Below are 17,531 nucleotides of genomic sequence, written 5' to 3' on the forward strand. Positions count from 1 at the left end.
CTAATCCTTACTCCAGATCCGCGCCGGGATGGGCGACGTGGGCGGTCAACTGCTTGTGCAGACGCCACTCGATAAAGCTCTTGATGGCCAGCGTCACCAGCGCAAGGAAAGCCAGCAGCGACGCCACCGCAAATGCACCGACGATATTGAATTCGTTGTAGAGAATTTCGACCTGCAGCGGGATCGTGTTGGTCTCCCCGCGGATATGGCCGGACACCACCGACACCGCACCGAACTCGCCCATGGCGCGGGCATTACACAGGATCACGCCGTACAGCAGGCCCCATTTGATGTTGGGCAAAGTCACGTGCCAGAAGGTCTTCCAGCCGGAAGCGCCCAGCACCAGCGCGGCCTCTTCTTCTTCGCTGCCCTGCGACTGCATCAGGGGAATCAGCTCACGCGCCACAAAGGGAAAGGTCACGAATACTGTCGCCAGCACGATACCCGGCACCGCAAACAGAATCTTGATGTCGTGCTCGCGCAGCCAGGGGCCGAAGTAACCTTGCAGACCGAACAGCAACACATAGATCAGACCGGAGATCACCGGCGACACCGAGAACGGCAAGTCGATCAGCGTCAGCAGGATGTTCTTGCCACAGAACTCGAACTTGGCGATCGACCATGCTGCGGCGACGCCGAATACCAGATTGAGCGGCACGGCAATCGCCGCCGTCATCAGGGTCAGCTTGATGGCTGACCAGGCGTCCGGCTCGATGATGGAGTCGACGTAGACGTCCCAGCCTTTTTTCAGGCCTTCATAAAACACCGCCACCAGCGGCACGAACAGGAATAGGGTCAGGAAGGCAAAAGCGATCCCCACCAGCACGATGCGCACCCACAAAGGTTCCAGCGTGGCGGCCGGCGCGTAAGCGGGCTCGCCGCGCATCGGTGTGGCAGTGACACCCGGAGTAATGACGGCGCTCATGTCAGACTTTCTCGGCCTGGCCGCGCTTGCGGACCCAGGCTTGCAACAGGTTGATGGTCAGCAGCAAGGCAAAGGACACAATCAGCATCACCACGGCAATCGCGGTTGCGCCGGTGTAGTCGTATTGCTCCAGCTTGGTAATGATGAACAGCGGCGTGATTTCGGACACCATCGGCATGTTGCCGGCGATGAACACCACCGAGCCGTATTCGCCGGTAGCACGGGCAAACGCCAGAGCGAATCCGGTCAACAGCGCAGGAAACACCGTCGGAAAAATCACGCGGGCAAAGGTTTGCAAACGCGACGCACCAAGACTGGCGGCCGCTTCTTCGAGTTCGCGTTCGGCGTCTTCCAGCACCGGCTGCACGGTGCGCACAACAAACGGCAAGCCGATGAAGGTCAGCGCCACCAGCACGCCCAGCGGCGTAAAGGCGACCTTGATGCCGAGCGGCTCCAGGTAGCGGCCGATCCAGCCGTTCTGCGAATACAGCGTCGTCAGGGCAATACCGGCCACTGCGGTCGGCAAGGCAAACGGTAAATCGACCAGCGCGTCGATGATGCGCTTGCCGGGGAATTTATAGCGCACCAGTACCCATGCCACGATGCCGCCGAAGATCACGTTCAACAGCGCAGCTAATAGAGAAGCGCCAAACGTCAGACGGTACGATGCCATCACGCGCGGCGAGGTCACGGCGCTGACGAAGGCATCCCAGGTCATGGTGAAAGTCTTGAGGAACACTGCCGACAAAGGAATCAGAACGATCAATGTCAGATAAAACAGCGTAAAACCGAGCGACAGGCGAAAGCCCGGCAACACCCGGAATGGCGCTTTGTTAACAACAGGGGGGGCAATCGGCACGGTCACGCTTGTGTTTCCTTCTTATGAGAGCCGCTTTGATTTCGATGGACGCGATGGAGCGCGACGAGAAAGCGGCTTCCGGCCTGTGGCGGCCAATTCTCTTATTACAAATACGACTAATGAGTGGCGATATTCGCACCGCATTGTTATAAAGAGAACGAATTTTTTTGCATGTCTATAGAAAATTTACGTATATAGACGAACGCAAAAACGCCTGAATTTGCATCGATTTTATCTCTCCTCTTTTCTCGGAAAGCGGCTTCCGCTATAGTCATCCGACGACTGACCACCTATCAAAACAAGAATTGGTCGACCACTTTGCAAAACAGGAAATCTGCTTTCAAATGCCTTACAAGCCGCATCCAGTGGCACTTTGGCGAACCGCGAAATAAATTGGCTAGACCGTATTGCAATATTGGTCAGGCCAACCTAGAATGGCCTGACCACTTTTTACGACCTTTAGAAAAGCACGCCATGCTCAAAGTCGTTACTGCCCTCGCCGAACTCAGCGCCCCCGAAACGCGGCTTTACCGCGTGGTCGCCGATCGCATTCAGGCGTATATCCGCGACGAGCAGATTCACGCCGGCGAGCGCCTGCCGTCGGAACGCGATCTGGCGGCGCAGCTCAAGGTCAGCCGCGCATCGGTGCGCGAAGCGCTCATCGCGCTGGAACTGACCGGCGTGATCGAAGTGCGCGGCGGCTCGGGGATTTACGTAATTGAGAAGAAAGGCGCGGCGCCGGCCATCCAGGAAATCGGCCCCGGCCCTTTCGAGATTCTGTCGGCGCGCTGCATGATCGAAGGCGAAGTCGCCGCGATTGCCGCGCGCATGGCCACCGACGGCGCGCTCGACGCCATCCTGCGCGCCCTCAACGACATGGAGCGCTTCTACCACGACCGCCCCAACAACGAAGAGGCCGACCGCACCTTCCACCTGTCGATCGCCCGCGCCACCGGCAACAGCGCGCTGGTCAGCGTGATTGAAAACCTGTGGGACCAGCGCGGCCGTCTGTGGATCAAGATGGAAGAGCACTTCCATACCGAGGAATTGCGCCAGCAGACGCTGGTCGACCATCGCCGCATCCTTGAGGCCATCGTTGACCGCGACCCGGCCGGCGCGCGCAAAGCCATGCATGCCCACCTCGAACGCGTGACCAGCGAGTTCTCGCGCGGCTGGGGCGGCGGCAAGGCGTATATGCCGCATAACCCGGAGTAAGGGCAAAAAAGGCAAAAACGACAGCAGATTCAGAAAGAGAAACCGTCATGACGTCCGCCAGAGGCCTGGGTAAGCAAAACCTGCAAACCCGCCAGAGCCAAGGACGGAATGAACGGACAAGCAAGCCATTGGAAATCAGGAGACGACATGCCATTGCTGCACCCAGACCGACTGTTCCCCGCTGACCCGGACACCCGCGCCATTGCGCGCCGTCTGTATCAGGAAATCAAAGACGCGCCCATCGTCAGCCCGCACGGTCACACCGACCCGAGCTGGTTTGCCGAGAATGCCGCCTTCCCCAACCCATCGGCGCTGCTGATCCAGCCGGACCACTATGTTTTCCGCATGCTGTTCAGCCAGGGCGTCAAACTGGAAGATCTCGGTATCCCAACACGTGAAGACAGCGATGGCGCTGCAGTGGAAACCGATCCGCGCCGCATCTGGCGTCTGGTGGCGAAACACTGGACGCTGTTTCGCGGCACGCCGTCCGCCATGTGGCTGGATCATGTGTTCCAGGAAGTGTTCGGTCTCGAAGAAGGATTGAGCGAAGCCAATGCCGACCGGCTCTACGATCATATCGACGCCTGCTTGCAACGCTCCGAGTTCCGCCCGCGCGCCTTGTTCGAACGCTTCAACATCGAGGTCATCGCCACCACCGAATCGCCGCTCGATCCGCTCGCCCATCACGGCAAGCTGAAGAGCGATCCCTGGCAAACAGCGAAAGGCCGTCCACGCGTGGTCACCGCCTATCGTCCAGACCCGGTGATCGATCCCGAATTCGAAGGCTTCGCCGCCAACGTCGCCCGCTTCGGCGAACTGACCGGCGAGAACACCCGCACCTGGGAAGGCTATCTGAACGCGCACCGCAACCGCCGTGCCTTCTTCAAGGAACACGGCGCGACTTCGACCGATCACGGCCATCCGAGCGCGCGCACCGCCGACTTGCCTCTGGCCGAATGCAAGGCGCTGTTCGACAAGGCGCTCTCGGGCAAGATCAGCCGCGATGAGGCCGAACTGTTCCGCGCCCAGATGCTGACCGAGATGGCGGCGATGAGCATCGAAGACGGTCTCGTCATGCAGATCCACCCTGGCTCCTGGCGCAGCCACAACCCGGCAATGCTGGCGCGCTTCGGCCGCGACAAGGGCTTCGACATTCCGATGCAGACCGAATACGTCGGTGCGCTCAAGCCGCTGCTGGATCGCTTCGGCCTCGATCCGCGCCTGTCCATCATTCTGTTCACGCTCGATGAAACCAGCTACTCGCGCGAACTGGCGCCGCTGGCCGGCGTGTATCCGGCGCTCAAGCTTGGCCCGGCATGGTGGTTCTTCGACGCGCCGGAAGGCATGCGCCGTTTCCGTGAACTGACGACCGAGACCGCCGGCTTTGCCAACACGGTCGGCTTCAACGACGACACCCGCGCCTTCCTGTCGATCCCGGCGCGCCACGACGTCAGCCGCCGCATCGACTGCGGCTACCTGGCGCGACTGGTCGCCGAGCATCGCCTGCGCGAAGACGAAGCGCTCGAGCTGGCGCATGACCTGACATACCGACTGGCCAAACAGGCCTATCGCTTGTAACCGTTTTTGAAAGAGAAGCACATCGGCAAAACAGCAATCAGCAATAAGTAATAGCTAGTACGGATTGAAGATGCATCAGAACGTTTTAAGACGTCGGCTTTATCCCGATACCTAACATCTATTCCCAGGAGGAGACAGTAATGAAACAGGTTTTGAACACCTTGCACAAAGCGACCCGTCGCACCGTCATGGCTGCTGCCATCGGCTTCGGCCTTGCCGCCCTGGCCGGCAGCCCTGCGGCGCACGCGCAGGCAGCCGTCACCATCAACGTGGTCGACGTCGCCGGTTCGCTAGCCTTGCTGCAAGACGCCATCGAGTCATACAAGACGGCGCATCCGAACGTCAAATTCACCTTCACCAAAGCCCCTGCGCCTGAGCTGCCGAGCAAGCTCAAGGCGATGCAAAACGCCAAGCGCAGCGACATCGATCTGGTCCTCGGCGGCACCGACATCCTGGCCGCCGGCATTGAGCAGAATCTGTGGGTAACGCTGCTGCCGGAGAACAATGCCAAGTTTGCGCCGCTGACCGAGAACTATCTTCCTGAAGTGAAGAAGATGCAGGAACTGGCGCACAACCAGGGTCTGGCAGTCGCCTTCATGCCTGCCGGTCCGCTGCTGGAATACAACCCCGACAAGGTCAAGCAAGTGCCGACCACGCCGCAGGAATTGCTGGCATGGTGCAAGGCCAATCCGAACAAACTGATCTACGCGCGCCCGGCCAACTCCGGTCCCGGCCGCACTTTCCTGATGGGCCTGCCTTACCTGCTGGGCGACAAGGATCCGAAAGATCCGGTCAAGGGCTGGGATAAGACCTGGGCTTACCTGAAAGACCTCAACACCTGCATCGAATACTACCCGGGCGGCACCGGCGCCGTGATGAAGGAACTCGGCGAAGGTTCGCGCGACATGACCGTCACCGTGACCGGCTGGGACATCAACCCGCGCGCGCTGGGCGTGGTGCCGAAAGAGTTCAAAGTCGGCGCCTTCAAGAACATGACCTGGGTCAACGACACGCACTACATGATCGTGCCGAAGGGCTTGGCTCCCGCCAAGCAAGCCGTGGTGCTGGACGTGATGGCCTACCTGCTGCAACCGAAGCAACAGGCGCAGACCTATGACAAGGGCTACTTCTATCCCGGCCCTGCGATCAAGAACGTGCCGGTGACGATGGCGCCGCAAGCCAGCCAGGACACGCTGAAAGAATTCGGCCGCGCCGAGTACGCCGACTGGATCGCCAAGTTCCCGCACGTGCAACCGCTGGATGCGCAGGTGATGGTCAAGGCCTTCCGCATTTGGGACGAGCAAGTCGGCGCTCAAAAATTTAAATAAGCAAAAGCACAGCAGAGACAGGCCGGGTGGCAACAACGTATTCCGCGCCACCCGGCTCATTACGATCAATAAGAGGCAAGCATGAAACCTGACTTCAAGACATTGCGACTGGATCGCGTCACACGTCGCTTTGGCGGCACCGGAAAAACAACCGAAGCGCCGCAAGTCGCAGCACTTGATGGTTTGCAAATGGATATTGCGCGCGGCGAATTCATCGCCCTGCTCGGCCCTTCGGGCTGCGGCAAATCGACCGCGCTGAACTGCATCGCCGGCCTGCTGCCGCTGTCGGACGGCGGCATTTATCTCGACGATCACCGTATCGATACCTTGCCGCCTGAACAGCGCGGCTTCGGCATGGTGTTCCAGAACTATGCCCTGTTCCCGCACATGACGTTGGCCAAGAATGTCGGCTTCGGCCTGTTGATGCGCGGCGTGCCTGCCGCTGAAATCCAGACCCGCGTCAAACGCGCCCTTGATCTGGTGCAACTGGCGCAACACATGAACAAGCTGCCCGGCCAGTTGTCCGGCGGCCAGCAACAACGCGTGGCGATCGCCCGCGCCATCGTCATCGAGCCGCCGCTGATTCTGATGGATGAGCCGCTGTCCAACCTCGATGCCAAACTGCGTCTGGAAATGCGCTCCGAAATCCGCCGCATCCATGGCGAACTCGGCCGCACCACACTGTACGTCACCCACGATCAGGATGAAGCGCTGTCGCTGGCCGACCGCATCGTCGTCATGAAAGACGGTAAGGTCCAGCAAATCGGCACGCCGCCGGAAGTCTATGGCCAACCATCGAATCTGGCAGTCGCACGCTTTATGGGTTATCGCAATGAACTGGTGCTCGATGTGGTCGGCCAGGATGCGCAAACCGTCACACTGGCAGGTCCCGGCGTCAATCTGACCGGCATTCCGAAGATGCGCCTGAACGGCCGCGCCGCCGTATCGATCCGCCCCGAAGAATTCAGCATCTGCGCCGACGGCACCGCGCCAGGCAACAGCATCAGTGCGCGCGTCGAGTCGGTTGAATACTATGGCCGCGAATCGCTGTTCATGCTGCGCACGCAAGACAATACCCGCCTCTATGTCCGCGCTGAAGGCAAGGCATCGCCGGGCGAAACTATCCGCGTATCGGTCCCTGCCGACCGCGTGCTGGCTTATCCTTTTGAGCAGGTGGCATGATGCTGATGTCTTCACAAACAGCCGGCTCGCGCTGGCGAGATCCCGCCATGTGGATGGCGGCGCCGGCGGTGATTTTCATGCTGGCGGTATTCGTCTATCCGTTCATTCACGGTCTGATCCTGTCGTTTCAGCCGCTGGAAGGCGGTATGCTGTCGAACTACATCAAGTTCTTCAGCACCGACAACCTGTGGATGACCATCGGCGTGACGCTCAAACTGGCCTTGCCGGCAACGCTGATCAACATCCTGATCGCCGTGCCCGTGGCCTATCGCCTGCGCCACAAGACGCCGTATCAAAAGATCGCCACCACCATCCTCGTGATCCCGATCACGCTCGGTACAGTGCTGATCGCCGAAGGCATGCTGACTTACTTCGGCCCCAAGGGCTGGTTCGCACAGATCCTGCAGACGCTGCACATCTACGAAGGCGCGATCCGCCTGACGCATAACTATGCAGGTGTAGTGATCTCGCTGGTGATATCGGGTTTTCCGTTCGCCTTTTTGCTGATCCTGTCGTACATCACCGGCATCGATCCTGTGCTGCCGCGTGCCGCTGCGACGCTCGGCGCGACACCTTTCAATCAGTTCCGTTACGTGATCTTTCCGCTGATCCTGCCGGGTCTGGCGATGGCGTTCTGCCTGTCGTTCGTGCAGGCGTTCTCGGTTTTTCCATCTGCCGTTCTGCTGGGTTCGCCGGCCGGTGCGACACGCGTGATTTCGATTGCTGCATATGAAGCGGCGTTCGAGAACTATGACTATTCCATGGCCTCGGCGGTAGCGATGATCATGGGTGCGGTGCAACTGGGCGTGGTGGTGATCGTGCTCGGCGCGCGCAATCTGTTCTATCGCGGTCCGGTCACCGGAGGCAAGGGTTAATTATGAATCAAGCAACGACAACTTCTCCCATGATGACTTCGCAATCGATCTCACGGCAGCCCGCACCGAAGCGCCGCACCCACTGGGCCAGCCGCGCCTGGAGCGGACTGGTAGTCGGCCTGATGACCTTCTTCCTGATCAACGTCGGCCTGATGATCGCCTCGGTCGCCACCAACTCAGTTGCCAAGCGCTGGCTCGGCACCTGGCTGCCGAACGGCTGGACGCTGGAATGGTATTCCGCCGCCTGGCAGGAATTCCAGCTCGGCGACGTGCTGCTGGTGACGGTGCAGGTCGTGCTGTCGGTGGTGGTGCTATCGATCCTGATCGGCGTGCCGGCGGCCTATACCCTGGCGCGGCGCAATTTCCGCGGCAAGAAACTGCTGACGGGCCTGTTCCTGCTGCCGCTGATGATCCCGCCAATTACTTACGGCATCCCGCTGGCGACGTTGATGTATGAACTGCATCTGGCCGGCACCCTCCCCGGCGTGATCATCGCCAATCTGCTGCCGGCGCTGCCGTTCGTGATTCTGGTCATGACGCCGTTCATCGAACAGATCGATCCGAATCTGGAATCGGCGGCCCGCGTGTTCGGCGCACGCACCTTCACGATGTTCCGCCATGTGCTGGTGCCGTTGCTGGCGCCGGGCATTCTGGCCGCCTCGCTGCTGGTGCTGGTGCGCACGATTGCAATGTTCGAGCTGACCTTCCTGACCGCCGGCGCGGATACGCAGACGCTGGTGGTGGCGCTTTATTACTCGGTGTTTGCCGCAGGCGTGCGCGCTTCGCAGTCGATCGATGCCATGGCGATGGTCTACATGATCGTCACGCTGATCTGGCTGCTGATCGCGATGCGCTTCGTCAGCCCGACGCAACTAGTGTCCCGCGTCAAAGAACATCCGCAAAACTGATTCGGGCGCATCATGAAGCTGAACAAGCAAACCCTGGCGGAGGCCGGCAAGCAGGCGGCTCTGCCGACCTATGACAGAGCCGCCCTGCTGCCCGGCATCGTGCATCTGGGACTGGGAGCCTTCCACCGTGCGCATCAGGCGGTCTATACCGACACGGTGCTGGCGGAAGGCGATCTGCGCTGGGGCATCATCGGCGTATCGCTGCGCAGTCCCGATACCCGCGATGCGCTGGCGCCGCAGGACAATCTCTACACACTGGGGATAAGAGGTGTCGAGGGAGAGCAGCTTCGCGTCATCGGCTCCATCATCGATACGCTGGTAGCGCCGGAGTCGCCCGCCGCCGTGCTGGCCGCGATGAGTCATCCGCACTGCCATATCGTCAGCCTCACCGTGACGGAAAAAGGATATTGCCACGATCCGGCGACCAACACGCTGCGCTTCGATCATCCCGATATCACGCACGATCTGGCGCATGCCGACGCGCCGCGCTCGGCCATCGGCTTCATCGTGCGCGCGCTGGAGAAGCGCCGTGACGCAGGCTTGCCGCCGTTCACCGTACTATCCTGCGACAACCTGCCGTCCAACGGCAATACCTCGCGCGGGCTGGTGTTGGCGTTTGCCGAACGCATTGATCCGGAACTGTCGAAATGGATTTCTCAGCACGGCGCTTTCCCCAACTCCATGGTGGATCGCATCGTCCCCAAGACCACCGATGAAGACCGCGCCGCCATCGCCGTCCGCCTTAAGGTTGACGATGCCTGGCCGGTCGTGACCGAGCCGTTCTCGCAGTGGGTGATCGAAGACCGCTTCGCCGGTCCGCGTCCCGCATGGGAACAGGCCGGCGCCACCATGGTCAAGGAAGCAGAACCGTACGAACATGCCAAACTGCGCATGCTCAACGGCAGCCACTCCAGCCTCGCCTATCTCGGTTCTCTGGCAGGTTATGTCACGGTCGATCAGGCGATCCGCGACGACAGTTTGCGCAGCTTCATCGAGCGCATGATGACGGAAGAAATCGCACCGACGCTGGAGCGCCCAGGACTGGACGAATACCGAGACGAACTGGTCGCGCGTTTTCGCAACCCGGCGTTGAAGCATCGTCTGCAACAGATCGCGATGGACGGTTCACAAAAGTTGCCGCAGCGGCTGCTTGGCACAATACGCGCGCGTCTCGACGCAGGCTTGCCGTGCGAGCGTCTTTGTTTTGCGGTAGCCGGCTGGATGCGTTATCTGCGCGCGGAAGATGAAGCGGGGCTGGCCTATCCGATCTCTGACCCGCTGGCCGAATCTTTGCAGGCAGCAGCCGGCATTGCCGACATCAGTCAGCGCGTCGATGCACTGCTGGCGATTGAAGCGGTGTTCGGCAACGACCTGGCGATGCGGATTGAATTTGTCTCTAGCGTGAAGGGATTCTTGTGCAGGATCGAGGACAAAGGCGTGCTGCAGGCGCTGGGAAAAATCGATGCAAAGAACATTCTCACGATTTCCTGAGTAGAGCCGCAAAGAATGCCTGATTAAAACATCAAAGACAGGCGCGCCCAAAACACTTCTTGCGCGCGCCGGCCTCATTTTTCGATCCCCTCTCAGCTCGTGAATATCCGGCTGGGTTGGGTAATCTTTTCACGCATCGTACCAGCCCATGTCACAACGTGTCGTTATGGCAAGAACACAAAGCGCGGCACCAGATACCCACCGCCTTCGCGTAGAGTCTCCGTCTGCGTAGCGACAAGGACACTACACAATGCTCCCGCATCGCTGTCCTTTTGTACGGGGAAGATAGGCTGACCGTTGGCATCTAGCGTCAATAAGGTGGCTTCTTTGTCGGTGAAGGCGCTTTCACGCTGTATATCTTCCATGTCTCCCAAACGACCATTAAAACGAGCGGTCTCTGCCTGCGTCGCCAACGCAGCCTTATCGTCCAGAATCTTTTGCAGTTCGCGATTGTTAGCCTTGGCCTTCTCAAAATTCTGCCAGGCCTGATAGTTGTAGCTATCTTCCCGCGACGGCGGCTTGGTCTGCCATGTGCGTAGTTTCTCAGCCTTCTCTTCTGCGCTGATGTAGCCACCCAGATAGAACCCCGCCAGCGAATCGTGCACCTGCTCTTCCAGCAAGGCGATGCCCTCGGCCTTGGACTGGCCCCGTTGTTCTTCGAATACCTGAAGCACCAGCGCTTCCCTGTCGTCGGGTGCTTGGCGTATATCTGCGCGCAGTAACTGTTCGCGGTTGGCGATGTGACTGTGGCCCGGTGCAAAGAATTTGATTTCGTCGCCGTTGGCTCGGTACCTCCTTGGAGGGCCGCCCTTGGCGCGCTCACGCAGCAATTCCATGTCACCCTTGAACAGATCGTCGTAGCTGACCATGTCTTGCCGCTCTTGAGGAGTGGCACGTTTGCAGGCCGGCAGTTGCGCCATGCGGCCTAACCAGTGATAGCGAAATCGGTAGTACATCCGCATGTGTTCGCGTACCTGACTTTCATACGTTCCGGCGAAATCTCCGGCAGCCATGTAGGTGTTCCAGTTGGCGGCCAGCTCAGGACTGAGGGCGTAGTCGTTTTGCAGACGTGCATCCATCTGGCGATAGGTCACCAAGGGCACGCCTGCCAGGCGCGCAATTTTGTGCATATGCAGCAGCGGCACCTGCGACACCATCTGCCCCATCGTCATGCCACGCCCTTGCTCCTTGGGACAGTAGCCGCCGCCGACATCCGCATGCACACCGGGATACAGTACTTCCTGCACGTTATTGCCCTGCACGCGCGTGACCGGGAAGTTCATGCGCTGTTCGTGCGCGGCAATGTAGTGCACCGTCTGTTTGACCAGCGATGGAAGTGGCGTCAAAGTCTCTGCCGCCCAGCTGAAGTGGCCGTCGATAAAGCGGAACGGCGTGGTTTGCGCCGCCGAATGCGGCAGGCCGACCGAGGCGACCGAGTCGAACAGGCCGAGGAAGTTGATCTCGATGGGCATGCCAGCGAGCGTTGATTTCTCTTCCAGCGCGGCGTGCAGCCAGTAGCAGAAACTGCGCGCTTCAATCGCCCCGCGTGAAAAACCAAATACGGCCACGCGAATCAGGGGAATGCGCGGCTGGAGGATGATGTCACGCCGGGCTTTTAGCTTGTCGTTCAACTCATCGCGTAGTTCTGTGAACCACCGCTTGCGGCGCTCATGTTCGGGGTATTCCTTGTCGTAGTTACTTTCGACGTCGCGGGTGTAGCTTTTTAGTTTGGCTGTAATTTCAGGTGGTGAAAGCAGTGGTCGATCACTGTTAAAAGCGCGATGAACAGCGTTATAGATCTCTAGAATTCCGTACAAAATCCGCGCTTGTCCACCTTTGCCCATGGCCTTGCCTTCCTGTGTTTCTTTCCACTCCTGATTTTCAGGAAAACGGGTGCCGACACCGGGGATATAGAAACGGAAGCAGTCCATATCGTCCAGAAAACCTTCGCCCCTGACGTCCTTGTGCGCATTGAACAGCTTGACGACATTGGTATGTTCCTGCTTGGGCTCATCCCGATACTTGTTGTTACTGGTGCCGTCGAAGAACAGACCAATTCTGACCATCGACTGGCAGGAAGGCATCCTAAGACCGTTGGATTTGTAGACGGGTGGCTCTGTGAGCAGATCGGCCAAGGCGCGCTCTTGCTGCTCTGTCGTCATCATTTCTTGCTCAGCGTTGTTCTCTATCGTCGTCGGAGCTGAATAAATTGGTGTGTACATGATTATTGCTCCTCCGGTGGCGGGACCGTGGCATTGGCTGGTATAGGATGCTTTAGGCTTTCTGGATAAGGGAGTGCGGATACTACGCGCACTTGGTCCCCCGGGAAAAAGTGAACATAGATCGTCCCCACCTCGTCATATCGCATGATATTGGTCGTCTTTTCATGCCAGCTATCCACGCCTTTGATCGGACGGTTCCAGCGCACCTTGACTTTCATCCCCGGAAACCAGGTCTTGGGCAGAGCGTAGCCGGCGGCGATGATGCCGCCGCAGTTAGTGCCTCCTGCTTCACGGCCTCCCAACCGACTGCTTGATGCAGGTTCCTCAATGTAAAAGGAATGGATATAGCCGGTGCCGTGTGTCACGCAAGAAACCGAGACATATTCCCTCGGTATGGGCACATACGATATCGTGTCAGCCTTCTCCTGCACCGCCGGCAAAGGCGTATTGCAGGCAGTCAAGGCAGAGATGCTTGTGAATAGTAGTAGTGGAAGTAGTAATTTTTTAATCGTCATCGTTGTTTTCCTTAGAACGTATTCCTTGAGAAAAGTACAACCTGCCAATGTCCGCGAAGATAAGGGCGTTGTAAACACACACTCAGCTGCAGGCCCAAGAAAATCAGGAAAATTCGTTAAATATGGAGAGTGTATTTCTGCCTGCTATCGGGAAAATTTGTCGTTAGCAGGATTCAAGAATATGTTTGTGATTGTCCTTGGCAGCAGAACATGCACGTTCTATATGAGCGATATGATCCCTAAGGAATTTGAAGAGATTGTCCACGTGCTTGAAAAGGCGAAGAAGCGCACGAGGTCAGATACAGTAAATTTTACGAATAGCTCTGCGAGGTTTTCTATATGCAACTCACCGGCTGCCCGTGGAAGATGTCTTATCAAAAAACTGTTCGCTCCGACGGTCTCGGCATATTGAAAAGGGGGCTTGAATAATAAGATGGGAACGCACGCGAGAGGCTCGGGGCGCAACGCCAGCTTGCAATTTTCCGGTCAAGAATTCTTGACGATGCCATTCACAGATCATCACCACGTTCTTAGGCAGACGCACGCACCCTACTCTTCGCTTCTTCCGTATCCTTCACCGGCGGCAGGCCGAACATCCTGCCGTATTCCCGCGTGAACTGCGGCACGCTTGCATATCCAACCGCGAACGCCGCACTGCTGGCGCTTACCCCCTCCGACAGCATCAAGCGCCTCGCCTCGATCAGACGCAACTGCTTTTGAAACTGTAGCGGCGACAAAGAGGTCACGTTGCGGAAGTGCTGGTGAAACGACGATGGACTCATCCCCGCCACCGCCGCCAGACGCTCCACCGGCAAGGGTTGTGCAAAATCGGTACGCAACACCTCAACTACACGCGCCACCCGGCGCGCCTGACTATCCGGCCATCCCAGACTCCGGATCGCCGCACCATGCTTGCCGGCCAGCAGCCAATAGTGAAACTCGCGCACCAGTTGCACATGCAACACCGGCAACGACGCCGGACGATCAAGCAAACGCATCAGCCGTAATGCTGCATCGGCCACTTCGCTGTCCGTGGGGTCGACACGAACCGGCAACGCGCCGTCTTCCCGGACAACATCCATCTGCATGGCCAGATCGGCGATGACCGCCGGGTCCAGCTCCATCACCAGCGACAGATAAGGTGCAGCAAGGCTTGCGCGCGTGATCTGACTGACCGTCGGCACATCCGCCGTGATCAGCAAGGAATCCCCCGCGGAGAACGAAAACGCCTGCGCGCCCATCGTGACATGCTTGCCTCCTTGCAAGACGAGACAAATCAACGGTCGCGAAATCGCATATAGCAGATCGCTGACCTCAGTTGCACGCACGATCGTCAGCCCGGCAATGGGCGTCTGCGCCAAGCCGGTCCTGTCGGCGTGGGACTCGGCATAGCGATGTACGGTAGTGAGTAAAGTAGTCATGCTGCAAGCCTACCTCGTCGCAGCCGAACGCGCATCCCATTTGGAGGATCAGGCAAGGATCGTCGAGTTTCCGGTAACCATGCGCCCCGCCCGGATCCGATACTGCGGCTTCCCATCCACGCAGCATCTCATCATCAAGGAAGCGCATCATGTCTAAAATAGCTCTCGTTACCGGCGCCAGCCGCGGCTTAGGCCGCAACACCGCATTAAGCATCGCCCGCCACGGCGGCGACGTCATCGTCACCTACCAAAGCCGCAGCGAAGACGCACAAGCCGTCGTCGCCGAAATCCAGTCCATGGGCCGCAAGGCAGCCGCCCTCCGGCTTGATACCGGCAACGTCGCCACCTTCGACGGCTTCGCCGAAAGCCTGCGCACTACCCTGCGCCAAACCTGGTCGCGCGACACCCTGGACCACATCGTCAACAACGCCGGCCACGGCGACTACGCCCTGCTCGGCCAGACCACCGAAGCCCAGTTTGACGGCCTGGTCAACGTCCACTTCAAGGGCGTCTACTTCCTGACACAGACCCTGCTCCCCCTGATCGCCGACGGCGGCCGCATCGTCAACCTGTCTTCGGGCCTGACCCGTACCTCCTTCCCCGGCTATGCCGCCTATGCGGCAGCCAAAGGCGCGGTGGAGGTACTCACCCGTTACATGGCCAAAGAACTCGGCCCACGCGGCATCGCCGTCAACACGGTCGCACCCGGCGCCATCGAAACCGACTTCGGCGGCGGCGCGGTCCGCGACAACCCGGACATCAATAAACTGTTTGCAGGAATGACAGCACTTGGCCGTGTCGGTCTGCCGGACGACATCGGACCGATGATTGCGAGTTTGCTGTCGGAGGATAATCGCTGGGTGACGGCGCAGCGGATTGAAGTGTCGGGTGGTCAGGGGATTTGAGTTGCGACGGATAATCTTCCAGCCATAACCCGTCGTCCCGGCGAACGCTGGGACCCGGTGGCGTCAGCGCGTCACTCAATCGTCGCAACGAAACCGGGTTCCAGCTTGTGCGTTGGAACGACGAAATAAATAAGGCCGGAGAAGATTGAATCACCTCAGTACCTGAAGGCGATGCGAAGCAAGCCAGTCTCGAAGTCCGCTTGAGAGTAGCCGCCGGACTACCCCGGCAAACCACGCTTGATCGGAGAAAGAAAGGAGTCGATTACAGAAGAAGAAACAACTCAGCCAGAGACAGAAGCCGAGACCGGAGACGCGATCCGAGCAACCAACCGCCCCAACACCTCCTGCCCCTCAACCCAATCCCCCAACCCCGAGTCCGAGTTGATATGCCCCACCTCCCCGGCATAAACGAACTCACTCCCCCACACAGACGCCCAATGCTGCGCCCGCTCAGCAGTCATCCAGGGATCATCCCCGCTCCCCACCACAATCGAAGGAAATGGCAACGCCACCTGAACGGAATCCGCCACCGCAAACTTGACCGGATCAGCCGGCGCCACCAGCAAAGCCCCCGCGATCAGCCCGGCATCAGCAGCAGCACGATGCACCGTCGTAAGACAGCCAAAGCTGTGCGCCACGATCAGCGTCGGTCGGACGTCTCGTTGCAAGACATCCTGCAAGCGTTGCGACCACACCGGCAAATCCGGCGTATCCCAGCGATCCTGCTCGACACGTTCAAAAGAAGGATAAAGACGCTGCCAGCGTGACTGCCAATGCTCAGCTCCACTGCCATGCAAGCCCGGGACGACCAGCACACGAAAATCGGCCAGACGCGGTGAATGGCGCCGGTTCGCTTGCAGTGCAGTCGTCTCGCTCATATCAGGCCACCTTGATGCCGGAGGGTGCGGTCGCCGAATCGTGTGCGGCTGGCGCAGCCAGCGTCGATTTCGGCGTATCCCACAGATAGCCCTGAGCATACACCGGCAGCGAAAGAGCTTGTCCGAATGCCTGCAATTTGGTGAACACGTCCGGGTTTTCCACACGCTTGAACACCACCCGGATATCCTGCTCACCGGCGATGCGCAAAAGCTTCCCGGTGCTTTGCTCATCCGTGATCTCGCGCGCATCGACCTTGATCAGATCGGGCTTGACCTTCTCCAGTAAGGCCAGCGCATCGCGCGCGTCGGCTGCACTGATGCCCAGTTTGAATCCATTGCGCCGGTAATTGTCCAGCACATAGTTCAGCAACCAGCGCTGGTTCTGCGTGACCACCGGCATTTGCAACACGATCTGTTCGTGCGGCAATTCCAGCATGTTGAGGATGCGCCGGAAAGCAATCCCGTGGTTGCTGTCGACCGCCGCCAGCAGGCGTGCGTGCACGCTCAGATGGAGACTGACCTTGTCCTCCGCCTGGCGATAAAAATTGATGGAATGCAGCATGCGGCACAAGCGGTCCAGCTCGACCGATTCGTCATCGCTGGCAGCCTGATCGAGCAGGCGCCACAGGTGCAGGCCGCTGTCGTCTTCCGAATAGCTGCGCGCGAATCCTTCGTGCGCCACGATGCCGGCATCGGCAATCGCCGTGCTGCCAAATGCTCGTATCGGTTGAAAGGCGGACGTCAGCGTCGTATTGAAATACTTGCCTTGCGCCCGCCCTTCCGCATCCAGCCACACCCTGGACTCTTCCCTGACGGAGCCGTTGAGACGAGCAAGATATTTTTCCAGGGCTTGATACTTCATCAATGGCTCCAATGCAATAAAGAGCGGCTAACAAAACGCCGCTGCCGGCGTTGCTTCTCCTAGCCGTACTTTCGTACTGTCTTCGTCGGCGCGCCTTGCCATCGGCGTTTTGTCAGCCGCTCTAAAGATGCAGCCAGAATCAGAGTTTGGCGATCGATACTTCGGTCGCCTTGACCAGTGCCACTACTTCGCTGCCGATCACCAGACCCAGGTCCTTGACCGAGCGTGTGGTGATGACGGAGGTGACGATACCGGCTGGCGTCTCGACATCGACTTCGGAGACAACGGATCCCTCGATGATGGCTTTTACTTTGCCCTTGAATTGGTTACGAACGTTGATGGCTTGAATGGTCATGCTTTGCTCCTT

General features: G+C 59.0%; 17 protein-coding genes. 9 read left to right on the plus strand and 8 right to left on the minus strand.

Annotation, left to right across the window (positions count from 1 at the left end; all coding sequences use genetic code 11):
• Positions 1-7 precede the first annotated feature (7 nt).
• Together cysW and cysT are read right to left on the minus strand one after the other, a co-directional pair.
• Positions 8-925 (minus strand): sulfate ABC transporter permease subunit CysW, encoded by a 918-nt coding sequence (gene cysW / locus AC1RN6_RS00450; RefSeq protein ID WP_493002253.1) that lies wholly within the window; start codon positions 923-925, stop codon positions 8-10.
• A gap of 1 nt (position 926) precedes the next feature.
• Positions 927-1,790, minus strand: a complete 864-nt coding sequence (cysT, locus tag AC1RN6_RS00455; protein WP_493002254.1) for a sulfate ABC transporter permease subunit CysT — start codon at positions 1,788-1,790, stop codon at positions 927-929.
• A gap of 468 nt (positions 1,791-2,258) precedes the next feature.
• Here cysT and AC1RN6_RS00460 point away from each other — a divergent pair, with 468 nt between their 5' ends.
• The 7 genes from AC1RN6_RS00460 (at position 2,259) to AC1RN6_RS00490 (ending at position 10,361) form a co-directional block, all read left to right on the plus strand.
• Complete coding sequence (locus AC1RN6_RS00460) at positions 2,259-2,999, plus strand: FadR/GntR family transcriptional regulator (protein ID WP_050479601.1); 741 nt, start codon at positions 2,259-2,261, stop codon at positions 2,997-2,999.
• Positions 3,000-3,146: 147 nt separating this feature from the next.
• Positions 3,147-4,577: a glucuronate isomerase gene (gene uxaC / locus AC1RN6_RS00465; protein ID WP_493002255.1), complete on the plus strand. Its 1,431-nt coding sequence runs from the start codon at positions 3,147-3,149 to the stop codon at positions 4,575-4,577.
• 152 nt (positions 4,578-4,729) lie between these two features.
• Positions 4,730-5,905: an extracellular solute-binding protein gene (locus AC1RN6_RS00470; protein ID WP_493003474.1), complete on the plus strand. Its 1,176-nt coding sequence runs from the start codon at positions 4,730-4,732 to the stop codon at positions 5,903-5,905.
• A gap of 81 nt (positions 5,906-5,986) precedes the next feature.
• On the plus strand, positions 5,987-7,087 hold the full coding sequence (locus tag AC1RN6_RS00475) for an ABC transporter ATP-binding protein (protein ID WP_493002256.1): 1,101 nt from the start codon (positions 5,987-5,989) through the stop codon (positions 7,085-7,087).
• 5 nt (positions 7,088-7,092) lie between these two features.
• Complete coding sequence (locus tag AC1RN6_RS00480) at positions 7,093-7,962, plus strand: ABC transporter permease (protein WP_085942288.1); 870 nt, start codon at positions 7,093-7,095, stop codon at positions 7,960-7,962.
• Between the two features lie 29 nt (positions 7,963-7,991).
• Positions 7,992-8,870, plus strand: a complete 879-nt coding sequence (locus AC1RN6_RS00485; RefSeq protein ID WP_493002257.1) for an ABC transporter permease — start codon at positions 7,992-7,994, stop codon at positions 8,868-8,870.
• 12 nt (positions 8,871-8,882) lie between these two features.
• Complete coding sequence (locus AC1RN6_RS00490; protein ID WP_493002258.1) at positions 8,883-10,361, plus strand: mannitol dehydrogenase family protein; 1,479 nt, start codon at positions 8,883-8,885, stop codon at positions 10,359-10,361.
• A gap of 164 nt (positions 10,362-10,525) precedes the next feature.
• On the opposite strand, the gene AC1RN6_RS00495 is transcribed toward AC1RN6_RS00490, so the two are convergent.
• The 3 genes from AC1RN6_RS00495 to AC1RN6_RS00505 form a co-directional block, all read right to left on the minus strand.
• A complete protein-coding gene (locus AC1RN6_RS00495) occupies positions 10,526-12,583 on the minus strand; it encodes a T6SS phospholipase effector Tle1-like catalytic domain-containing protein (RefSeq protein ID WP_493002259.1) in 2,058 nt (685 codons plus the stop codon).
• Between the two features lie 2 nt (positions 12,584-12,585).
• Entirely contained in the window at positions 12,586-13,098 is a 513-nt protein-coding gene (locus tag AC1RN6_RS00500; protein ID WP_493002260.1) for a DUF3304 domain-containing protein, read from the minus strand.
• 530 nt (positions 13,099-13,628) lie between these two features.
• A complete protein-coding gene (locus AC1RN6_RS00505; protein WP_493002261.1) occupies positions 13,629-14,519 on the minus strand; it encodes an AraC family transcriptional regulator in 891 nt (296 codons plus the stop codon).
• Between AC1RN6_RS00505 and AC1RN6_RS00510 the strand changes: the two genes are divergently transcribed.
• Together AC1RN6_RS00510 and AC1RN6_RS00515 are read left to right on the plus strand one after the other, a co-directional pair.
• Positions 14,518-14,676, plus strand: a complete 159-nt coding sequence (locus AC1RN6_RS00510; RefSeq protein ID WP_493002262.1) for a hypothetical protein — start codon at positions 14,518-14,520, stop codon at positions 14,674-14,676. The genes AC1RN6_RS00505 and AC1RN6_RS00510 overlap by 2 nt on opposite strands.
• Positions 14,669-15,424, plus strand: a complete 756-nt coding sequence (locus AC1RN6_RS00515; RefSeq protein ID WP_493002263.1) for an SDR family NAD(P)-dependent oxidoreductase — start codon at positions 14,669-14,671, stop codon at positions 15,422-15,424. Before AC1RN6_RS00510 ends, AC1RN6_RS00515 begins: the two co-directional genes overlap by 8 nt.
• A gap of 281 nt (positions 15,425-15,705) precedes the next feature.
• On the opposite strand, the gene AC1RN6_RS00520 is transcribed toward AC1RN6_RS00515, so the two are convergent.
• The 3 genes from AC1RN6_RS00520 to AC1RN6_RS00530 form a co-directional block, all read right to left on the minus strand.
• Positions 15,706-16,302 (minus strand): RBBP9/YdeN family alpha/beta hydrolase, encoded by a 597-nt coding sequence (locus AC1RN6_RS00520; protein ID WP_493002265.1) that lies wholly within the window; start codon positions 16,300-16,302, stop codon positions 15,706-15,708.
• A 1-nt stretch (position 16,303) separates the two neighbouring features.
• Positions 16,304-17,164 (minus strand): EAL domain-containing protein, encoded by an 861-nt coding sequence (locus tag AC1RN6_RS00525; protein WP_493002266.1) that lies wholly within the window; start codon positions 17,162-17,164, stop codon positions 16,304-16,306.
• Positions 17,165-17,303: 139 nt separating this feature from the next.
• Entirely contained in the window at positions 17,304-17,519 is a 216-nt protein-coding gene (locus AC1RN6_RS00530; protein WP_007884497.1) for a TOBE domain-containing protein, read from the minus strand.
• Positions 17,520-17,531 lie beyond the last annotated feature (12 nt).

The sequence above is a fragment of the Herbaspirillum sp. GW822-FHT03A08 genome (assembly GCF_058801885.1).